This is a genomic window from Roseibium sp. RKSG952 (assembly GCF_009711355.1).
In genome coordinates, this window is record NZ_SMMF01000853.1 from 1 (window position 1) to 17,873 (window position 17,873).

Annotated in this window: 19 protein-coding genes; 13 read left to right on the forward strand and 6 right to left on the reverse strand. The window is 59.9% G+C overall.

What is annotated here, in order from left to right:
- From E1297_RS10610 to E1297_RS10620, 3 genes are all read left to right on the forward strand, one after another.
- A partial coding sequence (locus E1297_RS10610; RefSeq protein ID WP_196223271.1) for an electron transfer flavoprotein subunit alpha/FixB family protein occupies positions 1 to 226 on the forward strand: 226 nt, incomplete at its 5' end.
- Positions 227 to 362: 136 nt separating this feature from the next.
- Positions 363 to 1,244 carry a 3-hydroxybutyryl-CoA dehydrogenase gene (locus E1297_RS10615; protein WP_155137788.1) on the forward strand — a complete coding sequence of 294 codons (882 nt, stop codon included), beginning with the start codon at positions 363 to 365 and terminating at the stop codon, positions 1,242 to 1,244.
- A 14-nt stretch (positions 1,245 to 1,258) separates the two neighbouring features.
- Positions 1,259 to 2,746 carry a class I adenylate-forming enzyme family protein gene (locus tag E1297_RS10620; RefSeq protein WP_155137791.1) on the forward strand — a complete coding sequence of 496 codons (1,488 nt, stop codon included), beginning with the start codon at positions 1,259 to 1,261 and terminating at the stop codon, positions 2,744 to 2,746.
- Between the two features lie 75 nt (positions 2,747 to 2,821).
- Here the strand turns inward: E1297_RS10620 and E1297_RS10625 are convergent, their stop codons facing one another.
- Complete coding sequence (locus tag E1297_RS10625; protein ID WP_155137794.1) at positions 2,822 to 3,490, reverse strand: TlpA disulfide reductase family protein; 669 nt, start codon at positions 3,488 to 3,490, stop codon at positions 2,822 to 2,824.
- A gap of 42 nt (positions 3,491 to 3,532) precedes the next feature.
- Here E1297_RS10625 and argH point away from each other — a divergent pair, with 42 nt between their 5' ends.
- The 4 genes from argH (at position 3,533) to E1297_RS10645 (ending at position 9,250) form a co-directional block, all read left to right on the forward strand.
- The gene (argH, locus tag E1297_RS10630; protein ID WP_155137797.1) at positions 3,533 to 4,918 is read left to right on the forward strand and encodes an argininosuccinate lyase; all 1,386 of its coding nucleotides are present in this window, start codon (positions 3,533 to 3,535) and stop codon (positions 4,916 to 4,918) included.
- Positions 4,919 to 5,007: 89 nt separating this feature from the next.
- Positions 5,008 to 5,274, forward strand: coding sequence for a lipoprotein (locus E1297_RS10635; protein WP_155137800.1), 267 nt, complete (start codon positions 5,008 to 5,010; stop codon positions 5,272 to 5,274).
- A gap of 42 nt (positions 5,275 to 5,316) precedes the next feature.
- Complete coding sequence (gene lysA / locus E1297_RS10640) at positions 5,317 to 6,591, forward strand: diaminopimelate decarboxylase (protein ID WP_368669517.1); 1,275 nt, start codon at positions 5,317 to 5,319, stop codon at positions 6,589 to 6,591.
- 136 nt (positions 6,592 to 6,727) lie between these two features.
- The gene (locus E1297_RS10645) at positions 6,728 to 9,250 is read left to right on the forward strand and encodes a TIGR02302 family protein (protein ID WP_209015745.1); all 2,523 of its coding nucleotides are present in this window, start codon (positions 6,728 to 6,730) and stop codon (positions 9,248 to 9,250) included.
- Between the two features lie 236 nt (positions 9,251 to 9,486).
- On the opposite strand, the gene E1297_RS10650 is transcribed toward E1297_RS10645, so the two are convergent.
- Genes E1297_RS10650 through E1297_RS10660 form a run of 3 tightly spaced genes read right to left on the reverse strand, consistent with a single transcriptional unit; the run spans position 9,487 to position 11,383 of the window.
- Complete coding sequence (locus E1297_RS10650; RefSeq protein ID WP_155137806.1) at positions 9,487 to 9,882, reverse strand: response regulator; 396 nt, start codon at positions 9,880 to 9,882, stop codon at positions 9,487 to 9,489.
- Positions 9,883 to 9,885: 3 nt separating this feature from the next.
- Entirely contained in the window at positions 9,886 to 10,449 is a 564-nt protein-coding gene (gene hpt, locus E1297_RS10655; protein WP_155137809.1) for a hypoxanthine phosphoribosyltransferase, read from the reverse strand.
- Position 10,450: 1 nt separating this feature from the next.
- Positions 10,451 to 11,383: a zinc-ribbon domain-containing protein gene (locus E1297_RS10660; RefSeq protein ID WP_155137812.1), complete on the reverse strand. Its 933-nt coding sequence runs from the start codon at positions 11,381 to 11,383 to the stop codon at positions 10,451 to 10,453.
- A 189-nt stretch (positions 11,384 to 11,572) separates the two neighbouring features.
- On the opposite strand from E1297_RS10660, the gene ftsE reads away from it, so the two are divergent.
- Genes ftsE through E1297_RS10680 form a run of 4 tightly spaced genes read left to right on the forward strand, consistent with a single transcriptional unit; the run spans position 11,573 to position 14,861 of the window.
- The gene (gene ftsE / locus E1297_RS10665; protein ID WP_368669518.1) at positions 11,573 to 12,232 is read left to right on the forward strand and encodes a cell division ATP-binding protein FtsE; all 660 of its coding nucleotides are present in this window, start codon (positions 11,573 to 11,575) and stop codon (positions 12,230 to 12,232) included.
- An 8-nt stretch (positions 12,233 to 12,240) separates the two neighbouring features.
- Positions 12,241 to 13,272: an ABC transporter permease gene (locus tag E1297_RS10670; RefSeq protein ID WP_155137815.1), complete on the forward strand. Its 1,032-nt coding sequence runs from the start codon at positions 12,241 to 12,243 to the stop codon at positions 13,270 to 13,272.
- A 54-nt stretch (positions 13,273 to 13,326) separates the two neighbouring features.
- On the forward strand, positions 13,327 to 14,055 hold the full coding sequence (locus E1297_RS10675) for a YdcF family protein (RefSeq protein ID WP_155137818.1): 729 nt from the start codon (positions 13,327 to 13,329) through the stop codon (positions 14,053 to 14,055).
- Between the two features lie 38 nt (positions 14,056 to 14,093).
- The gene (locus E1297_RS10680) at positions 14,094 to 14,861 is read left to right on the forward strand and encodes a 1-acyl-sn-glycerol-3-phosphate acyltransferase (RefSeq protein WP_155137821.1); all 768 of its coding nucleotides are present in this window, start codon (positions 14,094 to 14,096) and stop codon (positions 14,859 to 14,861) included.
- Positions 14,862 to 14,874: 13 nt separating this feature from the next.
- On the opposite strand, the gene E1297_RS10685 is transcribed toward E1297_RS10680, so the two are convergent.
- On the reverse strand, positions 14,875 to 15,411 hold the full coding sequence (locus E1297_RS10685) for a gamma-glutamylcyclotransferase (RefSeq protein ID WP_155137824.1): 537 nt from the start codon (positions 15,409 to 15,411) through the stop codon (positions 14,875 to 14,877).
- A gap of 94 nt (positions 15,412 to 15,505) precedes the next feature.
- On the opposite strand from E1297_RS10685, the gene E1297_RS10690 reads away from it, so the two are divergent.
- The gene (locus tag E1297_RS10690) at positions 15,506 to 16,558 is read left to right on the forward strand and encodes a DUF2125 domain-containing protein (protein ID WP_155137827.1); all 1,053 of its coding nucleotides are present in this window, start codon (positions 15,506 to 15,508) and stop codon (positions 16,556 to 16,558) included.
- Here E1297_RS10690 and E1297_RS10695 read toward each other — a convergent pair whose 3' ends face one another.
- Positions 16,559 to 17,020 carry a GNAT family N-acetyltransferase gene (locus E1297_RS10695; protein ID WP_155137830.1) on the reverse strand — a complete coding sequence of 154 codons (462 nt, stop codon included), beginning with the start codon at positions 17,018 to 17,020 and terminating at the stop codon, positions 16,559 to 16,561.
- A gap of 166 nt (positions 17,021 to 17,186) precedes the next feature.
- Between E1297_RS10695 and E1297_RS10700 the strand changes: the two genes are divergently transcribed.
- A partial coding sequence (locus E1297_RS10700; protein ID WP_155137833.1) for a DMT family transporter occupies positions 17,187 to 17,873 on the forward strand: 687 nt, incomplete at its 3' end.

Here is a 17,873-nt window from a genome sequence, read left to right on the forward strand (position 1 = left end):
CCCGAACGACTGGCAGGTGGGTCAGACCGGCAAGGTCGTGGCTCCGGATCTCTACATTGCCTGCGGCATCTCCGGTGCGATCCAGCACCTCGCCGGCATGAAGGATTCGAAGATCATCGTTGCGATCAACAAGGACGAAGAGGCACCGATTTTCCAGGTTGCCGACTACGGTCTTGTGGCTGATCTGTTCGACGTCCTGCCGGAATTGAAGTCCGCCGTCGAGTAAGCTTTTCGCACTTGCGAAAAAAACCCCGAGGCGAGGTCTGCTTTTCGCCTTGGGGTTCTTGTTGTTTAAGCCGAGAATTGCAAAATAAAGCTGTAAGGCAGCCATAGGGGCTGCGCCACGAGGATCGGATTAGAAGATGGTTGTCGAAATCAAGAAAGTCGGCGTAATTGGAGCTGGCCAGATGGGCAGCGGTATCGCTCATGTATGTGCGCTGGCAGGTTTCGACGTGGGCTTGAGCGATGTTTCGATGGATCGAATCGAATCCGGATTGGCGTCGATCAACGGCAACATGGCCAAGCAGGTCCACAAGGGGATCATCACCGAAGATGCCCGCAAGGCAGCTCTGGACCGGATCAAGCCGGCCGAGAATCTGGATCAGCTCGCCGAAACGGATCTGGTGATCGAATCGGCAGTTGAAAACGAACAGATCAAGCGCCGCATCTTTTCGCAGTTGTGCCCTATTCTGAAACCGGAAGCGATTCTCGCCACCAATACATCCTCGATTTCGATCACGCGTCTTGCCGCAAGCACAGACCGCCCCGAGCGGTTCATCGGCATTCACTTCATGAATCCGGTGCCGTTGATGGAGCTGGTGGAGCTGGTCCGCGGCATTGCGACCGAAGACGAAACCTTCGAAGCTTCCCAGCTGTTCTGCGACCGGCTCGGCAAACAGACGGCCGTTGCTGAAGACTTCCCCGCTTTCATGGTCAATCGCATCCTGTTGCCGATGATCAATGAGGCGATCTACGTTCTTTACGAGGGCGTCGGGTCGGTGGAATCCATCGACAAGGCCATGCGCCTGGGCGCCAACCATCCGATGGGGCCGCTTCAGTTGGCGGATTTCATCGGCCTTGATACCTGCCTGTCGATCATGCAGGTGCTTTACGAAGGCCTTGCCGACAGCAAGTACCGTCCGTGTCCGCTCCTTGTGAAATATGTTGAGGCGGGTTGGCTTGGCCGCAAGACCCAGCGCGGCTTCTATGACTACCGCGGTGACCATCCGGTCCCGACCCGGTAATACGAGGTCCTGCCATGAACCTCGCGCGTTACTGCCTGCAACATGCCGAACCGGACCGGCAGGCGGTGGCGCTGGAAGTGGCCGGTCCCGGCGGGAAGGTTCTCGAGAGCTGGACCTATGGCAGCATCGAAAACGCGGTGTTGTCGATCGCAGGCGGCCTTCGCGAAACAGGTTTGAAGCGGGGGGACCGTGTTCTTCTGCGCCTCGGGCATTCCAGTGATTTTCCGCTCCTGTTTTTCGGCGCAATAGCCGGAGGTTTCGTACCGATCCCGACGTCGGAAATGCTGACCGAAGCCGAAGTTTCGAAGATCCAAACCGACAGCGGTGCCGCGCTCACAATCCATGACGGACACACGTCCCTGCCTTTGGCTCCGGGGAAGTTGTTGGGGCCGGATGAAATAACGGTGCTAAAGGCATCGAGGCCGGGAAACTATGCTGAAACGGCTGCGGATGATCCGGCTTTTCTGATTTACACCTCCGGCACCAGCGGGACGCCGAAAGGCGTTTTGCATGCGCAAAGGGCAGCTTCGGCACGTGTGCCCATGTATCAGGGCTGGTACGGGTTCCGGAAAGCCGACCGCCTGCTTCACGCAGGTGCTTTCAACTGGACCTACACACTGGGTGCCGGATTGATGGACCCGTGGGCGAACGGGGCCACGAGCATCGTTTATGTGGGGCCGAGGGACCCGGACATCTGGCCGGGCCTCATCAGGTCAACCCGGGCGAGCCTGTTTGCAGCGGTGCCAAGCCTTTACCGCCGGATCCTCAAATATGGTGATGTCAATTATGAGGCTTTTCCGGACCTGCGCCATGGGCTGACAGCGGGAGAAGCCCTGTCAACCGACCTCTACCGGGCCTGGAAGACGCAGACAGGCAAGGAACTTTATGAAGCGCTCGGCATGAGCGAGATCTCCACCTATATCTCCAGCGGTCCGCACATGCTGGTCCGTCCGGGGTCGCCTGGCAAGCCGCAACCGGGAAGGCGGGTCGCCATTCTGGATGAAGCAAGTGAAACCGGGGACCTTGCGGAAATCGATCAGCCGGGTCTGCTGGCCGTACACAAGTCCGAACCGGGCCTCATGCTTGGCTATTGGCAAAGGCCCGAAGAGACTCAGGCCGCGTTTCGTGGCGACTGGTTCCTGACGGGCGACCGTGCGCGCAGCGATGCGGACGGGTATTACTGGTACGAAGGCCGGGCGGACGATCTGATGAACGCGTTTGGCTACCGGGTTGCGCCTGAGGAAGTTGAGCGGGTCTTGCGTGACCACCCGGATGTTCACGAAGTTGCGGTAACATCGGTCAGCATCCGAGATGGTGTCAGCCTGATCACGGCATTCATTGTGCCTTCGGACCCCGACACGTTTGATGAAACCGCCGTGGCCACCTTTGCGGCCGGAAACCTGGCGGAATACAAACGCCCAAAGGCCTATCAGGTTGTCTCAAGCTTGCCGCGCACACCGAGCGGCAAACTGAAGCGGAAGGCCCTCACCAGCACCCTGTGAAACAGGCGGGCCCCGGTACCGGACGGATCCTGTGCTCTGCCCTTGCGCTCCCGGAACACCCGCTGTCCGGTCCTGTCAGCTTGAGGGGCCGGTTTCGCGCCGTGCTGCTTCGATGAGTTGCTTTGCATCACTGGAAGCCCATTCGGCAGGACCGTACATGGTCCCGATTTCGCACCCTTCCGGTCCGATCAGGATGGTCGTCGGCAATCCGGTGGCCCTTGCCTTCTTGCGAAGGTCCTGAAGCAGCTGGTTGGACGAGTCAGAGTAGTAGGTCAGGTCCTTCACGCCGATTTCGTTCAGGAACGCCTTCGGCTTGTCGGGTCCGCCCCGGTCCAGATTGACCGCGACCACTTCGAAATCCTGGCTTCCGAGATCCCTTTCGAGTTCATCAAGTGCCGGCATTTCCTTACGGCACGGTGCACACCATGTTGCCCAGAGGTTCAACAGGACCGTCTTGCCCTTGAAGTCGGCCATGGTCACGGGCTGGCCGTCGGGCCCCTTGAAGGAAATCTCCGACAATCCCAGTGGTTTCTGGGCTGGAAGGAAAGCCGCTACTTCACCGGTTGCGTAAGGTTTGGCAGCATTTGCGGCAGCCAGCGCGCCCTGGCAGGTTTTCCCTTCCGCCGTGTTGCCATTCGGCCCGGCGATCACGTATAGAGCCGCGAGGGCTGCTACGGCGCCGGCGATGCCTGCGGTGATCATTCCGCGTTTTGAGCGTTGTCCGGTTTCGGTCGGCTTCGTCATTCTTCTTAACCTCGTCAGGGGTTGCCTCTTAAGGGACTTGGCATGAGCAATCGCATGTGGGGCGGTCGGTTCGCCGAAGGACCGGACGCCATCATGGAGGAAATCAACGCCTCCATCGATTACGACCGGAAGCTATATAAACAGGACATCGACGGCTCGAAAGCCCATGTGCGCATGCTTGCCGCCCGGCAAATTGTCACGCCGGACGATGCCGACAAGATCGTTCAAGGTCTAGACACGATCCTGTCAGAAATTGAGGCGGGGACCTTCAAATTCTCCCGTGCACTTGAAGACATCCACATGAATATCGAGGCGCGGCTGGCCGAGTTGATTGGCCCGGCAGCAGGCCGGTTGCACACCGCGCGCTCGCGCAATGATCAGGTGGCAACCGATTTCCGCCTCTGGGTCCGCGATACGCTCGATACGCTTGACGAGCAGTTGACCGAGCTGATGCAGGCGCTGGCGGAAAAGGCGGAAACCCATGCCGGCGACGTCATGCCCGGGTTTACCCACCTTCAGTCGGCGCAACCGGTGACATTCGGCCACCATCTGCTGGCCTATGTCGAAATGTTCGCCCGCGACCGTGGCCGTGTCCGCGATGCCCGCAAGCGCATGAACGAGAGCCCGTTGGGGTCCGCAGCACTGGCCGGAACGTCTTTCCCGATCGACCGCAAGTTGACGGCAGAGGCGCTCGGCTTTGATCGCCCGACAGCAAATTCGCTTGATGCGGTGTCCGACCGGGACTTCGTGATCGAGGCTCTGGCCGCCGCTTCTCTGGCTGCCATGCATCTGTCGCGTCTGGCGGAGGAGATCGTGATCTGGTGTTCGGCCCAGTTCGGTTTCATCAAGCTGTCCGACAAGTTCTCGACCGGCTCATCGATCATGCCGCAAAAGAAGAACCCGGATGCAGCCGAATTGGTGCGGGCCAAGACCGGGCGGATTTACGGCTCCCTGCAGGCGCTCCTGACCATGATGAAAGGGCTTCCGCTCGCCTATTCCAAGGACATGCAGGAAGATAAGGAACAGGCTTTCGACGGTCTTGCGAGCATTTCGCTCGCACTTGCGGCGATGACCGGCATGGTCAGGGATCTGGAGCCGGTGACCAAGGCCATGAAGAAGGCGGCCGGGTCAGGCTATTCGACGGCAACCGATCTGGCGGATTGGCTGGTGCGCGTTCTGGGCCTCCCGTTCCGCGACGCTCATCACGTCACCGGTCGTATCGTGGGATTGGCGGTCGAAAAGAATATCGAGCTGCACAAGGTGTCTCTTGAGGACATGCAGGCGGTCGAGCCGAAAATCACCGGTGAAATCTTCTCGGTCCTGTCGGTCGACAAGTCCGTGCGCAGCCGCACCAGCTACGGTGGCACGTCGCCGGTCAATGTGCGCAAGCAGGCCCGGCGCTGGCTGAAAGACTTGTCAAAAGCCTGAACACGTCACAGGGGCAGGGTTGAGGCCTTGCCCCGAAGCCTGTCTCATGCGAGGACAGAAGAAAATCCTCTTCGAACAAGGGAATGACCATGGCACCGCGCACCACTTTGAAGGCGTTCGCGTTCATCGGTTTGGCGCTTGCAGTGACGCTCGGCGGATGCGGCCGGCGCGGATCGCTTGATCAACCCGAGGCAAAGCCGAAAACACCGGCTTCGTCGACGGCGGCAACCGCGCCTTCTACAAAGACAACGGCTTCTCCCGCAGGCCCGGCTCCGGCAGGAACCGGCCGGACGCCGCAGAAATCGGAACAGCCGATTTCAAAAAAGTTCCCGCTCGATTTCCTGATCGAAAGCTGACGAACACGTAAAAATCAACCCGAGCCCCGAGGACCGGCGCGCGTGCACCATTTTGATTATCGCGAAGGCAGCCTTTATGCGGAAGGCGTTTCGGTAAAGGAGATTGCCGAGGCAGTCGGTACTCCGTTTTATTGTTATTCCAGCGCTACGCTGCAACGGCACTACGAGGTGTTTTCGTCAGCCTTTGACGATATTCCGTCGCTGGTCTGTTATGCGCTCAAGGCCAATTCCAACCAGGCTGTTCTGGCAACGCTGGCACAACTTGGCGCGGGCATGGACGTGGTTTCGGAGGGCGAACTCCGCCGGGCACGTGCGGCCGGTGTGCCGGCCAAAAAGATCCTGTTTTCCGGTGTGGGCAAGACGGCTGCCGAAATGGCCTACGCACTGGATGAAGACATTCTTTGCTTCAACGTCGAATCGGAGCCCGAGCTTCATCAGCTGTCCCGGGTTGCCAGCGAAAAGGGCAAGGTTGCCCGCATTTCCTTGCGCATCAACCCGGACGTGGATGCACGCACGCATGCCAAGATCTCGACCGGAAAGGCTGAAAACAAGTTCGGCATTCCCTGGCAGAAGGCGCGGTCGGTCTATGCGGCGGCCGCGAAGCTTCCGGGCATCAAGGTCACCGGGATCGACATGCATATCGGTTCCCAGATCACGGAGCTGCAGCCTTTCGATGACGCCTTCGGCCGGCTTGCGGAATTGATTGAGGATTTACGCCAGGAAGGTATTGCAATCGATCATGTCGACCTCGGGGGCGGGCTCGGAATTCCCTATGTCAAGGACAATGATCCGCCGCCGCATCCGGACGCTTATGCCGAAGTGGTGAAAAAGCACGTCAAGCAGCTCGACTGTACGGTCATGTTCGAGCCCGGGCGGCTGATTGCTGGCAATGCGGGTATCCTCGTGAGCGAGGTCATCTACGTCAAGGAAGGCGAAGACAAGTCGTTTGTCATTGTGGATGCCGCGATGAACGACCTGATCCGGCCGACCCTTTACGAGGCCTATCACGAAATTCGCCCGGTGGATGTGGTGGATCCGGATGCGGAGCAAGTGCTTTGTGACGTGGTCGGACCTGTTTGCGAGACCGGCGATTATCTCGCCAAGGGCCGGACCTTGCCGAAACCGGCTGCCGGTGATCTTCTGGCGGTTTATTCGGCCGGGGCGTATGGCGCGGTCCAGTCCTGTACCTACAACTCCCGCCTGCTGGTCCCGGAAGTCCTTGTAAATGGATCGGAATATGCCGTGATCCGGCCGCGTCCGAGCTATGACGACCTGATCGGTCTGGACCGGATACCGGACTGGCTCAAGAAAGCGTGACCATAAACGGGCAGCAGTTAGTGTGACGAACCTGTTGCCCGCGGGTTAATTCTGCCTCACTTTAGAACTAGGCACCTAAACTTGCCATTTTGACTGACGTTGTCAGTGTGTGGCCGGTATGAAGAGGGGTGATGCCTTGGGCCAAGGTGAAACGCGCAAGTCACGGACTGACAGGAACGATCCCCGGCATCGGCTTGAAACGCTTGTTCAGCGGAGCCGGGCCATTCTTTTCGCCGAGGATTTCTGGCGGGCGCTGCTGCCTGTGCTCACCGTGGCCGGGATTTTCATCGGATTGTCTTGGCTCGGCATCTGGATCGACAGCCCTGTCTGGCTCCGGGTCATCGGACTGCTTGGTTTTGCGGCAGCGTTCTTGTGGTCGGTCCGTGGTTTCTATTCCCTGCGCTGGCCAACCCGTCAACAGGCGCTCGCCCGTGTTGAAGAGGCATCGGGGACGTCGCACCGGCCGCTGACGGCGCTTACCGATGATCTGGCAAATGCCACCGATAGCCCGTCCACCAGCGCGCTCTGGAAACTTCATCTCAAACGGATGGCCAAGACGGTTGCCGGGATGCGGACGGGAACGCCGGATCCGCGTGCCTACCGTCAGGATCCTTACGCCTTGCGCCTTGTGGCCGCGCTCTTGGTCATTGTCGGCTTTTTCGCGACCGGGCCGGACCGCTGGTCGCGCCTTGGCGCGGCTTTTCAGGTTCCGGCCGATACGGCGGCGATTGCCAGCCGTCTTGATGCCTGGGTGACGCCGCCGCTCTACACCAATGAACCTCCAATTTATCTGACCGGCGAGAGCGCGGCCTTTCGCGACCCCGGCCAGCCGGTGACGGTTCCGGAGGGATCGGTTCTGGTTGTCAGGTCACAGGGCAATGACGGTCTGTCGGTGGCAGTGTCCAAATCGCCGGAGGATGCGGTTGAAACCGTTGCGCCCGAAAATGGAAACGGGGCGGCTTCCGGGCTTCCGGCTGAGTTCCGGGTAACGCTTGAAAAGCCCTCGGTGGTTCTGTTGAAGAAGGGCGAGACCGCCGTTGCTCAGTTTCCGTTCCTCGTCCGGCCGGACAACGCTCCTGAAATCGCGTTGACGCAGGATCCGGAACAGCTGTTGAGCGGCGCGTTGAAATTCGCCTACCGGATGGACGACGATTATGGCGTTGTCGCCGCAGAAGCGCGCATTGCACCGGTTCTGAAGGGCCGCGGAGAGAGCGGTTCTCCGCGCCCGCTCGTCGAAGCTCCGCAATTTCCCCTTTCCTTGCCGCCGCGTTCGGGCGATCTGAAGACCGGGGAAACGATTCGCGACCTGACATCTCACCCCTGGGCCGGGTCGGAGGTGTATCTGCATCTGACTGCGCGCGACGAGGCCGGACAGGAGGGATACAGCCCGCCACACAGGTTTGTGCTGCCTCAGCGTCTGTTCCGGAAGCCGCTGGCCCGTGCCGTGGTGGAGCAGCGGCGGGATCTTGCGCTTGATGCCAACAATCAGACGCGCGCAATCACTGCGATTGACGCCCTTCTGGTGGCACCCGAAGTGTTCGAAATCGACACAAGGACATATCTGGGCATGCGCTTTGCCTACAAGGAGCTTGTCCGGGCAAACAGCGACGAAGAGTTGAAAGCCTTGCTGCCGCTTTTGTGGGATCTGGCGCTGACGATCGAGGATGGTGACCTGTCCATGGCCGAACGCGCCCTGAGAGACGCCCAGGAAGCCTTGCGGCAGGCGCTCGAGAATGGGGCGAGTGATGAGGAAATCGCCGAACTGACCCAGCAGCTCCGGGAGGCCCTCAATGATTACATGCAGGCGCTTGCCGAGCAGATGCGCAACAATCCCCAGGCGATGCAGCCGTTCAATCCGAACCAGCAGATGCTGAACCAGCAGGACTTGTCGGACATGCTCAACCGGATTGAGGAACTCGCCCGCACCGGTTCGCGCGATGCTGCACGCGAGTTGCTGGCCCAGATGCAGCAGATGCTGGAAAACCTGCAAGCCGGACGCCCGCAAATGATGCCGGGTGCCATGACGAATGAAATGATGCAGATGCTGGATGAACTTGGCCGCATGATCCAGCAGCAACAGCAACTGATGGACCAGACCCACCAGTTCAACAACCAGCGGCAACAGCAGCCGGGTCAACAAGGCCAGCAGGGCGAAGGGCAACAAATGACCCAGAAGCAGCTTCAGCAGCTGCTGGATCAGTTGCAGCAGGGGCAGGGGGATCTGGCGCAGCAGCTTCAGCAGCTGATGGATCAGCTTGGCCAAAACGGCATGGGCCAGAGCGAGGCACTGGGCGAGGCTGGGGAATCGATGGGCGAGGCACAGCAGTCGCTCGGCCAGGGCCGTGGACAGCGCGCACTCGGGCAACAGGGTGATGCGCTGGATGCGCTGCGCCGCGGCGCCCAGGGCATGGCGGAACAGATGATGGGTCAGGGTGAGGGGCCGGGCCTTACCACCGGGCGGTCTCCGATGGACGAGGATCCGCTCGGCAGGCCCCGGCGGAGCGAGGGACCGGACTTCGGCAACCGGGTCCAGGTGCCCGATGAAATCGATGTCCAGCGAGCCCGCCGGATTCTGGAGGAACTGCGCCGCCGCTTCTCCGACCCGAACCGGCCTCAGATCGAACTGGACTATCTGGAGCGCCTGCTGAACCGGAATTAGTGTGATGCGAGCTTGGTGAGGTTTGTCCGGGACCGAAGAGCCCGGATAGCCAGATTTAACAGCCCGCCGGTCCCGGATCTTCGCTTTGCTGCATTCGGGACGGGGAATACGTCATGGATTTCATGGAACATGGGGTGGTTCAAACGGGTGATGATACCGGCGAGTTCAGTCGCTTCCAAATCAAACGCCCGGTCCAAAGGGGCCGGGCGTTTGATTGTCATATTTGCGTTGGAACCTTAACCGTAACTGCGGCCAATCGTACCTTCGGACCCGGAAATCGCATCGCGAACCGCACGCCGGATGTCGGCAAGTGAAAACGGCTTGGTCACGATGTCGTGGACAAGCTTGTCCAGCCCGTCGGCGCGTTCGCGCTGATCCGCAAAGCCTGTCATCAAAAGGATCGGCATTTCGGGATAGTCCCGTGCGGAATGCAAGGCCAGCGCAATGCCGTCCATGACCGGCATCTTGATGTCGGACACCAGCAGGTCAAAGGCCTTGCCGTGCTTGTCGAGTTCCTCGACTGCCTGGCCACCATCCTCAACAGCCTTGACGTGATGTCCGTCGAGTTCCAAAGCCCGTTTGACGAAGCTCCGGACCGCGTCATCGTCTTCGGTCAGAAGAATGCGGGCCATTCGTTACTCTCCTGTCGCTTCTCCGCCGCCGGCAGGTTCCTGCGGAACGACATAGCCGATGAAGGGCAGCTGGCGCCAAGCATGGCCCATGTCCATTCCGTAGCCAACCACGAACTTGTCAGGGCAGGCAAACCCGACATAATCGGCCGAGATCGCTGCCTTGCGCTTTTCCGGCTTGTCGAGCAATGCGGCAACCCGCACCGACCGTGCGCCGCGCCCAAGCAGACGTTCCTTGGCAAACTTGAGGGTCCTGCCGGATTCGAGGATATCATCGACGAGGATGATATCCCGATCATTCACGTCGCTTTCAACATCCCGGAGAACCCGGATATTGTCCGAACCTTCCGTGCCAGCGCCATAGCTGGACAGATGCATGAATTCCATTTCCAGCGTCATGCCGGCACGGTGCATCTCCCGCACAAGGTCGGCTGCGAAAATGAAACTGCCTTTCAGGACGGCGACGATCAGGAGCCGGTGCGGATCGGAGACCGCGATCTCGCCGGCAAGGTCCGAAACACGCGCGGCGATCGCGTCTTCGTCAAAAAGGGTGTTGATTGTGGGTGTCATGCTACTCGACTACGGTTTTTCCGGGCTGGCGGTCGACAAACCGCACCTGAATATCGTTGGCGCCCGGAGGAGGATCCGGCAATATGCTCCGGAACCGGGTTTCATCCAGGCCACTCAGCATTTCCGTCCGCGGTTCAACCGTCCAGGCGTAAATTTCCTGTAGATCGGTTCCCCGGATCGACAGCCGGACCGCCGGAATGCTCTTGTCCGTCTTTTCAATGTTGCGGATTGAGCCTTCCACAACAAGAACCGGCCGGCCCTGATCCTGTTCGGCGAATGTCCTCAGGTTTTCAAACTCCAGACCCCGCAGATTGACATCCAGTCCGATCATGTCGAACAGGCTTGCCAGATCCGGAGCCGCGCGCACGATATCGGTCCTGATTGTCAGCAAAAAGGCAGTCAAAGCGATGGCAAATGCAAAAAGCGCCACGCCGCCGATCCGCCGGTAGTTGCGCCGGGCAACCCATGTGGCGGCCGCACCCAATCGATTGCGGCGGTACTTGTCCGGGTTGACCTTTACTCTCGGCCTGTTCGCCAGGGTCTCGATATCAACGGGTTTGGGCGTTTCGTCCGAACCGGCGGATGGTTTGGTCTGTTCCGGCGGTTCCGGTTTTCCGCTGGGCCCGCTTGATGGCCGTTCGACGGGAGAAGGAACCACGTCAATGGTCTTTTGGTCGCGCTTGGGCGGCGCGGGCGGTTGCTGTCTTTCCGAAACAGACGCATCGATCTCATCGAGATCGTCCGTCCAGGTTTCGGAAGAAAAGTCCTGAATGCCGTCATCTTGCGGCTCAAGGTCCGGATCGCCGTCCTGATGGTCCGGCATCACGAACCATTTGCCGCCGCAACGGACGCATTTCACACTCCGGCCTTTTTGGCCGAGTAGTTCGGGTTTGACGTCGTATGACGTATGACAGTCCGGACATTTGATCTTCATACGCGAAGACCCTTCACCAAATGTGCTAAAGCGTCTGCCAGTCTGGCCGAGCGGGGTGTGTTCCGGCATTGGTTTGGTGGCGGCGCAGAGCGTCACCCACGGAAACTTCGAGGCTACAGAGGACAACCATATGTTTAATGAAGCGTTAACGCGAGGGCTTTAGCTTGCAGGCAGCGTCAGGAGGTGTGTGTGATCCGCTTTGAAAATGTCGGACTGAGATATGGCATGGGTCCCGAAATCCTGAAGGACCTGACCTTCCGGATCGAGCCCCAGTCTTTCCAGTTTCTGACAGGCCCGTCAGGTGCCGGCAAGACCAGCCTCATTCGCATGTTGTTCATGTCGTTGCGGCCGACCCGCGGTCTCGTGCAGGTGTTCAATCGTGACATCAGCCTGATCCAGAAGCAGGAACTGCCCGAGTTGCGCCGGAAAATCGGAGTCGTGTTTCAGGATTTCCGCTTGCTGGATCACTTGACGACTTACGAGAACATCGCCTTGCCGCTCCGGGTGAACGGAAAGGATGAGTCCGAATACCGTTCGGATGTGATTGAGTTGCTCAAGTGGGTTGGCCTTGGCGAGCGCATGCATGTGCTGCCTCCGGTGCTGTCCGGGGGGGAAAAGCAGCGTGCGGCCATCGCCCGGGCCTTGATCACCCGGCCGGATGTCTTGTTGGCCGATGAGCCGACCGGGAACGTGGACCCCCCGCTTGCGCGCCGCTTGCTTCGCCTGTTCATAGAACTTAACAAGCTGGGGACGTCCGTTGTGATCGCAACACACGACATTGCGCTTCTGGAGCAGGTGGACGCGCGCAGAATGGTGCTGGCCGAAGGCCGCCTAGAGATTTTTGATTAGGACTGTCGATGGCGACGCGTAAAAAACCGGTGCGAAGAAACGCCTCGAGCGCCGAAGTCATCCCCGAGCGAAAGCCCAAACGTCCTGCCAATCCGGCGCGAAAGGCTGCCGCCAGAGGCAAATCGCTCGAAAACGCCAAAATCCGGCAAAGTGCCGCGATCGTGCCGCCCCAGTCTGTCGCCGGGCGCGCGTTGACGCTGGTTGTCGCGATCATGTGCTTTCTCGCGAGCCTGACTGTCGGGGCCGTGTCGATCGTCTGGCAGGCTGCCGACGCCTGGCAAAACGATCTGGTGCGCGAGGTAACGATCCAAATCCGCCCGGCTGAAGGCGTGGACATGCTGCGCGAGATCGACAAGGCGGTCGCGCTGACACAGGAATATGCCGGGATCGGCGATGTCAGGGCCTTGTCGGATACTGAAACAAGAGACTTGTTGCAGCCTTGGCTCGGGGCCGGACTTGACCTCGACACCCTTCCGGTTCCCAGACTGATCCAGATTACGGTTGCCGATCCGGATCTACTGAACCTGAAGGACCTCAAGCAGAAGATCGAGGCAGAAGTGCCCGGCGCAACCCTTGATGATCACTCTATCTGGACATCCCGCCTGGCAGCGATGGCCGGTGCGGTTGTCGTGGTCGGGGTTGCCATCATGATTCTGGTTCTTGCTTCCATGGTGCTCAGCGTGGTGTTTGCAACCCAGGCGGCCATGGCCGGTAACAAGGACGTGGTATCCGTGCTGCATTTCGTTGGTGCCGAAGACAGCTTCATTGCCCGGGAATTCCAGCGCCATTTTCTGATGCTGGGCCTGAAGGGCGGACTTTCAGGCGGGTTTGCAGCGACCCTTTGCTTTGTATTGCTCGACATCCTCACCCGGCAAAATGAAGGTTTTGCGGGAACGGACCAGTTGTCGGCCCTGTTCGGGCCAGTGTCCGTCGGGTTGCCGGGGTATCTCGGCGTGATCGGGGTGGTGTTTCTTGTTGCGGTCCTGACGGCATTGACTTCCGGGTTGGCCGTGAAAGCGCATCTTTCGAAGGTGGATTGACGCTAACCGGACATTTGCCACCAAAAGTTCCGAATCATCTATCATGAAAAAGCCATGAACCGCGGAGACACCGACACAGATCAGGCTGGCTTTTACCCGCCGCCGCCAAAAGACGGCGATGGTGAGGACCATCGTGCGTTGCCGGTTAAGACGCGGATATCGGCCAATAGGGGTGTTTGGCAGCGGAAGCGTTTGCTGGCGGTCATCGTAATCGTTCTCGGTCTTCTGCTGATTGCGGGCAAGTTTTTTGCCTTTGCCAACAAGGTTGCCCATCTTCAGATCCCCAAAGATCCCCGGGCGGACGCCATTGTTGTCCTGACTGGCGGAACGGAACGCGTGCAGCAGGCAATTCATCTTCTGGGCGAGGGGCATGCCGGACGGCTGCTGATTTCGGGCGTTCACCCCGGCACGACACCAAAGCAGATCGCCTACATGACCAAGACGGACATGCCGTTGCTGTCATGCTGTGTGGATCTCGATCGGGTGGCGTTGAACACGGAAGGCAACGCGTTGGAAACGGCCCGCTGGATGGCTGGAAACGGTTTCAGCTCGCTCATTCTGGTCACCAGCGCCTATCATTTGCCCAGGGCCCAGACGGAACTGGCCAGCGTCATGCCGGGCATCCGGATGATCCCCTATCCGGTCTATTCCTCGGAACTTGATCTCAAGGCATGGTATCGGTCGCCTGCCACCACCCGGCTTCTCATTCGCGAATATTCGAAGTATACCCTCGCCGGTCTTCGTGTTGCCCTTGTCCGGGCGGGCAAGGCACTCGGTTTGTAATCGGCCCGCGCCAGTCTGGCGCCGAACCTTCGGATATCATGCTTTTTCTGCGCTCGACCCTGTTTCAAATCCTGTTTTACCTCGTGACATTCGTCATGATGCTGCTGCTGTCGCCGGTCTTTCTGCTTCCCTGGAGATGGGGCTGGTGGATTGTGCCGTTCTGGTCGCGGGTCTTGCAGGTCTTGATGCGGTATGTCGCGGGCATCACGGTCGAGGTGCGCGGGCGCGAAAACATTCCCGATGGCGGGTTCATCGTCGCAGCCAAGCATCAATCCGTGTGGGAAACCGTATCCCTGATCCCGTTGTTCAGGTGTCCGACCTTTATCCTGAAGCGCGAACTGCGCTGGATTCCGATTTTTGGCTGGTACACGGCCAAGTTCAGGACCATCCCGATCAACCGCGGCAAGCGGGCAGCCGCCCTCAGGGTCATGCGGGAACACGCAAAACAGTCGATTGCCGACGAGCGGCAGATTTTCCTTTTCCCGGAAGGGACGCGGCGCCCTGCGGGAGCCGAACCGCAGTACAAGTTCGGAATCGCCCATCTCTACAAGGATCTGGAATGCCCGGTTCTGCCGGTCGCGCATAATGCAGGGGTCTATTGGCCGCGGTCGTCCTGGCTGGTTTATCCGGGCAAGGTGATTGTCGAATTCCTGCCGCCGATTGAGCCGGGGCTTGATCCGAAAGTGTTTCACGACCGGATGGTTGACGCGATCGAAACGGCGAGCAACGCGTTGCTTGAGGAAGCCCGGACCGCACCCAATCCGTCTCCCGTACTTAAAGACATTGTAAGTTCAAGCGCCATATAGCTGGCGCTCCTGCCTAACCGCCGGGCTGGTTCAAACCGGCAAGCTGCTTGGACAACCACGATACACCATGATCGCGGATGCCGAGTTCATCGAGATGGGCGGCGGTGTTGAGCACATATTCCGGATTGCGGCCGGACTGGCCGGCTGCTTCCAGGACAATATCAAGCTGTGTTGCCAATGGCAGGGCACCGGCATATTGCGGATGCGCGCGGTCGACCATGTAGGTCAACGCCTCGACGGTTTCCCCGGAAGGCAGCTGGACCTTGCGCCATTTCTCAAGATAGACCATGGTCACTTGTTCGCGGGCCCGGAGATAGGCAATCGTGTCTTCCCGGCTGTCGGCGTGGACAAGATAGGCCATGCCCCGGCAGGCGCCGCCGCGGTCGAGGCCAAACACCAGGCCGGGCTTTTCCTGTGTGCCCCGATGGACCCAGGAATAGACACACAGCGACCGGTGCGCGCCGCGCAACAAGGCAGGTTCGGACCGCAAATGATCAAAGCCGGGATTCCACATCAAGGAGCCGTAGCCAAAAACCCAAAAATCGCTCATATCCAGCCTTAGTGCCATACCGCAACGGCTGCGGGCTTAGCAACGACGCGGTCAAGACGCAACGGGCGAATGCGCCCCAACCCAAGGATGCCTGATGAACGCACCCTCACTGGAACCCCGGAAAAACGTCAGAACCAGGTATATTGTGCTTGCGCTGATTGTCCTTGCTGTCATGGCGGTGTGGTCCGGCGCATGGGCCTATGGCCGGTCGGTGCTGCTTGGCGAGATGGACCGGTTTATTTCCAATTTGAACCGCGACGGAGTGGTGCTGTCATGTGACCGGCGGTCAGTCGGAGGATTTCCCTTTCGCTACGAGGTGGCCTGTTTCGGCCTGAGTGCGAGCGAAGGGGAGGGCGCGCGCGGAACCGTCACCGGGCTGAGCGCGGTCGCGCTGATCTACAATCCCTGGCACGTGATTTTTGAGGCGGAAGGTCCGGGCAACCTGACGGACCCTCTGACCGGCACGGCAGCGGATATGGATTGGGAAAGCGCCCGCTCAAGCGTCATGTTTTCCGATGAGTTTGTCCGGCAGGTTGATGCGGTTCTGGCGAAGCCTTCGATCGATCTCAAGTTTGCCGGGCACAAGGGCGACATCGAGGCCGGGGCGGCGGACCTGCATTTCCGAGCTGTTCCGGATGCTCCGCAGACGCTTGAGGCCTTTGTGGATCTGAAAGACCTGTCGAGTTCGTTTTCGCCCCTTGGCAAGGAACCGTTGAACGCCCGCCTTCACGTGCGTGTCGACAAGGGCATGGCCCTGATGAACGGTGTGCCGTTCGAGCGTTTGCCGGTGGATGCGGATGGCAACCGGTCAATCCAGATCGCGCTGATATCCCTTGCAAACGGACAGGCGGAAGTGTCGGCGGAGGGCCAGGTCAAGATCAACCGGCGCGGGCTTGTGTCGGGCAAGGTCGATGTGACGATCACGGACGTATCGGAAACCTTCCGCCTGCTTGGCAAGGTGTTTCCGCCGCAATCGAATATCCCGCAAGCGCTTCAGGGAGCGGCGCTTGCGTTCGGTGCGTCCAGGACCGGCACAAACGGGGCCCAGACCATCACGATGCCCCTGACGATTGTCGACAACAAGCTGCGTGTCGGTCTGATTCCGCTTGGGAAATTGCCCCGGTTGTTCCCGGCCTCGGATGCCTGATCAGTCGCCCGCGATCCGGTCGATCGGAATGACGTAGCTCTTCCGGTGATCGGGTTCGGCGATCTTTTCATAAAGTGCGACAGCCGGTGCGTTCTTGCCCGGCACCAGCCAGCGCAGATGCAGCCAGCCCCGCTTGTGGCCTTCCTCGACCAGCGTTTCGATCATCTCGCGCCCGATACCGTGATTGCGGAAGTCCGGGTGGACATAGATGTCGTCGAGCTGGCCGATGCGCAAACCCGTGATCAGTTCGGGCAGGTCGAAATAAACTGCAAAACCGATCAGCTGGCCGCCCTGAAAGGCGCCGACCACTTCGGCGGTCTTGTCGCCGAGAATGCGCTCTGCGTAGTACTCGTCGGGACGGCGCGGTGCGCCACGGCGAAGCGCCTGGGCATTTTCTGCGATGAGCGGGGCAAGTTGGTGGGCGTCGTCGGGACCAAGGGTCCTGATGTCCGTTGTGCTCATGGGATCTCCGGAACGGTCTGTCCATCTAGAAGACCGCACCATGTCCCGTTCGCACCGTACAATCAAGGACTTGATCGCCGCATCCCGGATCGGGGCACCGAAAACCCCGTGTTTGACAGATCAAGTGCCGGGCCTTACCGGTTGGCCCTCCATATAGGGCGCTGACATGGCAACGCAAACACTCCGCATTCGCGCAACTCTCATCGGCCTGACCGCCGTCCTGATGTGGGCGACGCTCGGCCTGTTCGGGGCCGGGTCCGGAGATGTTCCGCCCTTTCTCCTGAATGCTCTGTGTTTTGGTCTGTCGGGTATTCTTGCGACCGGCTGGCTTGTGGCGCGGGGACAGTTGTCCTTGTTGCGCCAGCCGCCGAAGGTCTGGGCTTTCGGGACGCTGGGGCTCTTCGGGTTTCATTTTTTCTATTTCACCGCGATCCGGAATGCGCCTCCGGTGGACGCCAATCTGATCAACTACACGTGGCCGCTGCTGATCGTGGTGTTCTCGGCATTGCTCCCGGGCGAATCCCTGCGTTTGCATCACGTGATCGGCACTGTCCTCGGGCTTGCCGGGGCGGCCCTGCTCATCACCGGAGGCGAGGGGCTGCGGTTCGAGAGTGGATCCGTGCTTGGCTACGGGGCGGCTGTTGTCTCATCCTTGTTCTGGTCCAGCTATTCGGTTCTGTCGCGCCGCCTCGGCTCTGTCCCGACCGAGGCGGTCGCCGGTTTTTGTCTGACAACGGCAGCGCTTTCGGCTCTCTGCCATGTGTTTCTGGAAGAAACCGTCTGGCCGCAAGGCGGACTGGAATGGGCGTCGGTTGCCGCCCTCGGTGAAGGTTTTTCGATGCGGGCCGCGGCG